The sequence below is a fragment of the Kitasatospora sp. NPDC092286 genome (assembly GCF_044755565.1).
Lineage (GTDB): Bacteria > Actinomycetota > Actinomycetes > Streptomycetales > Streptomycetaceae > Kitasatospora.
The window spans coordinates 147,468-154,250 of record NZ_JBIVRD010000021.1; the positions used below are offsets into that span (position 1 = coordinate 147,468).

Annotated in this window: 6 protein-coding genes; 5 read left to right on the plus strand and 1 reads right to left on the minus strand. The window is 73.3% G+C overall.

The features are described 5' to 3' along the window. Position 1 precedes the first annotated feature (1 nt). Together ACIQIB_RS22380 and ACIQIB_RS22385 are read left to right on the plus strand one after the other, a co-directional pair. Complete coding sequence (locus tag ACIQIB_RS22380; protein ID WP_400759992.1) at positions 2-1,033, plus strand: hypothetical protein; 1,032 nt, start codon at positions 2-4, stop codon at positions 1,031-1,033. Between the two features lie 512 nt (positions 1,034-1,545). Further along, positions 1,546-2,187 (plus strand): C39 family peptidase, encoded by a 642-nt coding sequence (locus ACIQIB_RS22385; RefSeq protein WP_363612220.1) that lies wholly within the window; start codon positions 1,546-1,548, stop codon positions 2,185-2,187. A 34-nt stretch (positions 2,188-2,221) separates the two neighbouring features. On the opposite strand, the gene ACIQIB_RS22390 is transcribed toward ACIQIB_RS22385, so the two are convergent. Beyond that, positions 2,222-3,079, minus strand: coding sequence for an SCO6745 family protein (locus ACIQIB_RS22390; protein WP_363612222.1), 858 nt, complete (start codon positions 3,077-3,079; stop codon positions 2,222-2,224). Between the two features lie 230 nt (positions 3,080-3,309). On the opposite strand from ACIQIB_RS22390, the gene rpe reads away from it, so the two are divergent. From rpe to ACIQIB_RS22405, 3 genes are all read left to right on the plus strand, one after another. Beyond that, complete coding sequence (gene rpe / locus ACIQIB_RS22395) at positions 3,310-3,993, plus strand: ribulose-phosphate 3-epimerase (RefSeq protein ID WP_363612224.1); 684 nt, start codon at positions 3,310-3,312, stop codon at positions 3,991-3,993. A gap of 134 nt (positions 3,994-4,127) precedes the next feature. After that, positions 4,128-5,081, plus strand: coding sequence for an alpha/beta hydrolase-fold protein (locus ACIQIB_RS22400; RefSeq protein ID WP_363612226.1), 954 nt, complete (start codon positions 4,128-4,130; stop codon positions 5,079-5,081). A gap of 149 nt (positions 5,082-5,230) precedes the next feature. Beyond that, positions 5,231-6,190 carry a pirin family protein gene (locus ACIQIB_RS22405; RefSeq protein WP_363612228.1) on the plus strand — a complete coding sequence of 320 codons (960 nt, stop codon included), beginning with the start codon at positions 5,231-5,233 and terminating at the stop codon, positions 6,188-6,190. Positions 6,191-6,783 lie beyond the last annotated feature (593 nt).

Below are 6,783 nucleotides of genomic sequence, written 5' to 3' on the forward strand. Positions count from 1 at the left end.
CATGTCGAGGACCACACCGCCGCGCCCACTCGATGTCGAGGCGCTCTTCCCGGAGCTGACGGCCTACCGAGGCACCACCACCCGGCTCCATCCGAGCCCGGGGCGACCGGACGTAGCGGCGAGTTCCGTAGGTGGCCCGCTGCTGTGGCCGTCGAATGAACCCTGGCCGGTGTGCACCGAGCCTCACAGCCACGCACGTGGCCAACGGCCGGCTGACATCCACCAGCGACGCCGGATCCTGGCATCAGCATGGCGCCGTGAACCGAACCCCGGCCCCACCGACGAAGAACGGCAGCTGCTCAAGGAACTCGACCGGCGCCACCGTGTTGAGGAGGCTACTGCGGCCGATCCGCTGCCACTGATCGGCCTTGCGCAGCTGTACCGGAGAGAAATCCCCGACCTGCTGGCCGGGCCGGATGACTGCGATCTGCTCCAGGTGTTCTGGTGTCCATTCGACGCACACGGCCCAAGCGGTGCCGGCATGCTGCTCGACCTTCGCTGGCGCCGGTCGTGGGAGGTCACCGACGTGCTGACCGCACCGCCGCAGCCGCAGGTCGTCGGCTATGAGGGGTACGTGCCGGAGCCGTGCGTGCTGCATCCGGAGCAGGTGGCCACCTACCCGTTCGCCGGCCTCCTTCCGGAGGACCTGCGCGCCCGGATCGATGCCTGGGAGGAGGCCCTGGAGGAGGAGGCCGAGGAATCGGCGGACGAGGATGCCGCAGCGGTGGTCGGCTACCAGTACGACCTGTCGATCCCACCGGGCTGGCGCGTCGGTGGCTTCGCCTCCTGGCACGCCACCGACCCGGCTCCCATGGACTGTCTCACCTGCGCGACACCGATGCACCTGCTGCTGACCATCGACAGTTCGGAGTGGGACGGCGGTAGCGGCAGCTGGAAACCGGTGGAGGAACAAGGCCTGCCCCCGCACCCGGACGCCAGTCCGACGGAGGTCACCGTGGGCCGCTGGGGCGAGCTCAACATCTTCGCTTGCCCCGGGAATCCCGACCACCCGCACCGCTGGAGCATCCAGTAGGACCCTCACGATCGGCGAGCGACTTCCGTCGCGTATGCGGTCCCGGCGGCCCCGGCGGCCCATCGTTCGGCAGCTGTTGGGCTGATACCGAGGAGACGTCGGAGGACCGCCGGGGGGGATCTGGGTGCAGAGGTCGAGGAGGGCCGCGCATCGGCCCGACTCGGGCGGGAGTCGATCGCCGGCGCCTTGCTGGTGTCGTTCGGAGTCCTGACCGAGCCCAGGGTCTTCGCCATCAACTGCGTGATCCGATCGTGGTTGTGCGGGCTGCTGGGAGTCGGGTGACCCGGCTGGCCGCCGCCGCTGACGGCAAGTCGTGATCCTTGGCGCTCGGGCGTCCTGCCGGCGATTCCGGATGCGGGACGGACTTCGACGGCCGACGAGGTCGTCCTCGGATTCGTCGGCTCCTCGCCGGTGGTGGCGCGGTGCCCTTGCGGAGGGCAGGCCGGCGAGGGCACTCCGGGTGAGTGGGTGTCGCGCGGTGGTGGTGCCCGGGGGCGTGAGAGCGTCGGGGCATGGCAGATGGCAGCGGCGGGGCGGCGGTCGTGCACGACGTGCCGTACTACGCGCAGTGGGAGTCCGCGGGGCTGGTCCGGGAGATCGTGACGGGGGCGGTGAGCGCGGCCGACGATCCGCGGTGGGGGGAGTCGGGGGCGGCCACGCCGGAGGAGTACGAGTACTGGTCGTGGCGGCTCTGCGGGGTGGCCTGCCTGCGGATGGCGCTGGACCACTGGTGGGGGGTGGCGCCGGCGGCGGTCGGGCTGGCGGGGGAGTGCCAGGCGGCCGGGGCGTACGTCAGGGACGGGGAGCGGCTGCGCGGCCTGATCCACACGCCGTTCGCCGCGTACGCGCGGGATCGCTGGGGACTGGCCGCGCAGGCAAGGGAGTTGACGTCCGAGGAGATCGCGGCGGAGGTGGCCGGCGGGCGGCTCGTCATGGTGTCGGTGCACCCCGCGATCCGGAACCCGGACGGGCCGGAACCCGGACGGCGGGGCGGGCACCTGGTACTGGCGGTCGGCACCACGGGCACGGCGCTGGTGATCCACAACCCGTCCGGGTTCGCGGGCGAGTCGCAGGCCTTCGCGCACGTGCCGTGGCGGCGGTTCGAGCGTTTCTACGCGGGCCGGGGGATCGTCCTGGGCCCGCCCGAGGGCTGAGGTGCGGGGATTTGTCGGGGGCTGAGGGCCGCTGCTACGCCGAGGCGGCCGGCAGACCGATCGGGTTGATGGGCGGCATCGAGCCGCGACAGAGGGCCGAGATCGGCTTGAGGGCGGCGGCCAGGCGGTCGAGTTCGGCGCGCGGGTGGTGCTCCCAGACGCGGGCGGCGGCCAGATCGGTGGCGGCCTCCAGCGACTGGTGCCGGATCCGGCCGCACTCGGTGATCGTCCCGCGCTCGGTCAGCCAGCCGCGCTCGACCAGCCGGGCGGCGGCGGCCTCCCACTCCTCGTCGCTCCAGCCGCGCAGCGGTTGCAGGACCTCGCGGCGGACGTCCAGGGCGCAGCGCACCACCAGCGCCTCGCAGCCGTCCAGCCCGGCCGAGACCAGCGCGGCGACGTGCCCGTCACCCCGGTGCTCGCGCATCACCGTGGCGGCCTGCCAGAGCCGCCCGTACAGGCCCTCGGGCCGGGGGAGGGCGGCGTTGGCGGCGGCCAGCACCCGACCGGCGCAGTCCAGGCGGGCCACGGCCTGCTCCAGGAGGTCCGCCACCAGTTCGACCTGTTCCGGCTTCACGTGCTCCAGCAGCCGGGCGAGCGCCGCCGAGGAGCCGTCGAGCCGGGCGGCGAGCGCGGCGTCCGGTCCGGCCTGGGACCAGACGTCCGGCAGGGCGCGCTCGACCGTCGCGGGCGCGAAGCTGAAGAACGCGGCGATCACCGGTGCCGCGTCCACCGCGCCCAGCGGCGCCGAACGGCCGGCGAAGTAGCCGCGCCAGCCGCCGCGCAGGCCGGCCTCCTCGAACGCGGCACGGCCCTCGGGGGAGAAGTAGGTGACGGCGTGCACCGGCTCGAAGAGCCACCACAGGGCCCGGGCGGGATGGACCAGATCGGCCAACGGAAGACCTTCCTCGGGGGGACGGGGATGGGGCGGGGGTCAGGAACGGGAGGCGGAGGCGGGGTCGTTGTACAGGGCTGATGACCACGGCGGCGGTCACGATAACCCCGGGCGGGGTGTGACGAGGGTCACGGGGAGGTCTCACTGTTCACTTCGCGCCAGCGGCCCGCGAGATGATGGGGCCGGGTGCCAGCTCCCGGCACCCCTACCCTCCTGTGAAGGCAACGGAAATGGCGCAGATCAACCCCAGCATCCTGTCCGCGGACTTCGCCCGGCTCGCGGAGGAGGCGGAGGCCGTCAAGGGCTCGGACTGGTTGCACGTCGATGTGATGGACAACCACTTCGTGCCCAACCTGACGCTGGGCGTTCCGGTGGTCGAGTCGCTCGCCCGCGCCACCGACATCCCGCTCGACTGCCACCTGATGATCGAGGAGCCGGACCGCTGGGCCCCGCAGTACGTCGAGGCCGGAGCCGGGTCCGTCACCTTCCACGTGGAGGCCGCCGCCGCACCCGTCAGGCTCGCCCGCGAGATCCGGGCCAAGGGCGCCCGCGCCTCCATGGCGCTCAAGCCGGGGACGCCGATCGAGCCGTACGAGGACCTGCTGCCCGAGCTGGACATGCTGCTGATCATGACGGTCGAGCCGGGCTTCGGCGGCCAGGCCTTCCTGGACATCATGCTGCCGAAGATCCGCCGCACCCGTCAGCTGATCGACAAGCACGGCCTGGAGCTGTGGCTGCAGGTGGACGGCGGCGTCTCGGCGAGCACCATCGAGCGCTGTGCCGAGGCCGGGGCGGACGTCTTCGTGGCCGGCTCGGCGGTGTACGGCGCGAAGGACCCGGCGGGCGCCGTGCGCGACCTGCGCGCGCTCGCGGACTCGGCGACGGCGGAGGCCTGGTGGACCTGCGGGCACTGAGCGGCGGGGGCGGCGTCGCGCGGCTCCGTCTTCGTCTCCTTCTCCCCGGCCTGTGGCGTCGGGGTGTCGGGGTGTTGACCGACGGGGATGGACATGGTGCGGTGCCGGTCGGCTGAGGGTGGGGGAGGGGCGGCGTGGGCCTGGACGATGACGGTGGTGGTGGCCGCGGGAGCGGTGCGGCCGCAGACGGGGTGGGCCCGGGCGGGTTCGGCCCCGGGACGCCCGGGCGGCGCCGACTGCTGAGGGCCGCCCTCGGGACCGGCGGGCTCGCCGTGGCCGGTGCCGGGGCGGCCGTGGCGCTCTCCGCCGGTCGCCGGCCCTCCGGTCGCCGGCCCTCCGGCCGCTTGCCCTCCGGCCCCGCTCCCTCCGGCCCCTCGCTGCGCACCGAGGAAGAGCGCTCGGCGGCCCGGGGCGGCGCCCTGGTCACGATGATCACGATCGTCCCGCAGGGCGTCGCCCGCCCCGCCGGCCTTCCGGTCTGCGTCGCCCTGCACGGCCGCCGTGCCACCGCCCGGGCGTGGACGGACCTCGGGCTGCCGGCGATCCTGGACGCGGCCTTCGCGTCCGGCGTCCCGCCGTTCGCGGTGGTCGCCGTCGACGGCGGCGACGCCACGTACTGGCGCCGCACAGCGTCCGGCGACGACCCGCAGCGGATGCTGCTGGAGGAACTGCCCGGCCGGCTCGCCCGGCAGGGCCTGCGCGCGCCGGACGCGGCGATGGGCATCTCCATGGGCGGCTTCGGCTCCCTGCGCTACGCCCGCAACCGGGGCGCCGGTTTCGGGCCGGTGGCGGTGCTCAGCCCCGCGCTGTTCCGCAGCTGGGCCGACGCCGACGCGGTGGGCGTGTTCCGGGACGAGGCCGACTGGCGCGCACACGAGCCGCTGCTCCACCAGGACCAGCCGCACGGCCGCCCGACCGGCGTCTGGTGCGGCACCGAGGACCCGTTCTGCGCCGCCGCCCGTGAGCTGACCGGCGACCCGGTCCAGGCCCGCTTCACCCCCGGCGGGCACGACGCGCCGTACTGGCGGAAGGTGCTCCCGGACGTCGTCTCCTTCCTCGGCCACGCGCTCGCCGCCCGAGGCGCCTGACCGCATGGCGCCTGACCGCATGGCGGCGGGGCGCGCGCGGCGGCCGGACGCGGGCCGCGGGTGGAGGAACGGGGCCGGCTGGTGGATGATCGTTGGCGACGACCCCCGGCCCCGGCCGGCCCCGATCCGTACGGTGGTGGACCCGCGACATGAGCAACCTCGATCTCAAGCCCGAACCGACCCGCTGCGGCGGTGAGGCCGGCACCGGTCCGGTGAAGGAACTGCTGACCGGTCGTCAGGTCAGGCTCGGCGAGAGCACCATGGTGCGCCGGCTGCTGCCCAACCTGGGCCGCCGGATGGTCGGCGCCTGGTGCTTCGTCGACCACTACGGCCCGGACGACATCGCCGACGAGCCCGGCATGCAGGTCCCGCCGCATCCGCACATGGGCCTGCAGACGGTGAGCTGGCTGCACCAGGGCGAGGTGCTGCACCGCGACAGCCTCGGCAGCCTGCAGACCGTCCGCCCCTACGAGTTGGGCCTGATGACCTCCGGCCGGGCGATCTCCCACTCCGAGGAGTCCCCGCGCGAGCACGCCCGCTTCCTGCACGGCGCCCAGCTCTGGGTCGCCCTCCCGGACGCCCACCGGCACACCGCCCCCGCCTTCGAGCACCACGCCGAACTGCCCGTCGTCGCCGCCCCCGGCCTGCGCGGCACCGTCATCATGGGCACCCTCGACACCGCCACCTCGCCCGGCACCACCCACACCCCCCTGGTCGGCGCCGACCTCGCCCTCACCGCGGGCGCCGACCTCAGGCTCCCGCTGGTGCCCGACTTCGAGTACGCCGTCCTCTCGATGTCCGGCAGCGTCGACGTCGACGGCGTCCGCGTCGAACCCGGCTCGATGCTCTACCTCGGCTGCGGCCGCCGCGAACTCCCCCTCCTCGCCCGCACCGACGCCGCCGTCCTCCTCCTCGGCGGCGAACCGTTCGAGGAGAAGATCGTCATGTGGTGGAACTTCATCGGCCGGTCCGGTGAGGAGATCCAGCAGGCGCGGAGCGACTGGGAGAACACCCCCCGCTTCGGCGAGGTGCACGGCTACGACGGCGATCGGCTTGCCGCGCCCGAGCTTCCCCAACTTCCGTTGAAGCCACGGGGAAGGGCACGCTGACCTGGGGCTATGCACCCAAGGCGGGCGCGCCGAGTCCCGGTGGATTGCTGTTGGGACGGTCTGCGATCCATCGCTCTGATGGGACGTCCCTGCCGCCGAGTGATGGCTCCGGTGATCGGCCGCGAGTTTCGGGTGCGGCCATCTGTAACCGGGTTCAGTCAGGCCGATGCTGACTCAATGCCCACTTTGCTGACGTCTCGTCAGGTGTGGGGTGGGGGATCGCGTTCTCGACGCGGCGTCGCCGCGGCTGGAACGGGCGCCGGTGGACAGGCGCCGGGCAGGGCTGCCGCCGCCGTGCTGCGGGCGGTGGAGGGGGCGTGGGTGAGAGCGTCTGGGGTCGTGCGGCGGATTTGTGTGTTGCCTACAACCGTGAGTCGAGGTGGTAGAGGCGGATCCCTCGCTCTTGGCTTGGTGAACATTGATGCACACGTTCCGTGGGCGTCAGCCAGTTGCAGCCGGTGTCCTTGGTATCTGTGGATGCGACCTGTCCGACGTCCTATGGGCCCTGATCGAGCCGAAACTGACGGCCTGGAGGAAAGCTCGGCTCGACCGCAGGCCCACCGGACAGCCGGCAAAGGTCGAACTGCGCGACG

Excerpts from the sequence above, each read along its gene's own strand:
- ACIQIB_RS22380 (WP_400759992.1), top strand. The coding sequence starts at position 2 with ATGTCGAGGACCACACCGCCGCGCCCACTCGATGTCGAGGCGCTCTTC.
- ACIQIB_RS22405 (WP_363612228.1), top strand. The coding sequence starts at position 5,231 with ATGAGCAACCTCGATCTCAAGCCCGAACCGACCCGCTGCGGCGGTGAG.
- ACIQIB_RS22385 (WP_363612220.1), top strand. The coding sequence starts at position 1,546 with ATGGCAGATGGCAGCGGCGGGGCGGCGGTCGTGCACGACGTGCCGTAC.
- rpe (WP_363612224.1), top strand. The coding sequence starts at position 3,310 with ATGGCGCAGATCAACCCCAGCATCCTGTCCGCGGACTTCGCCCGGCTC.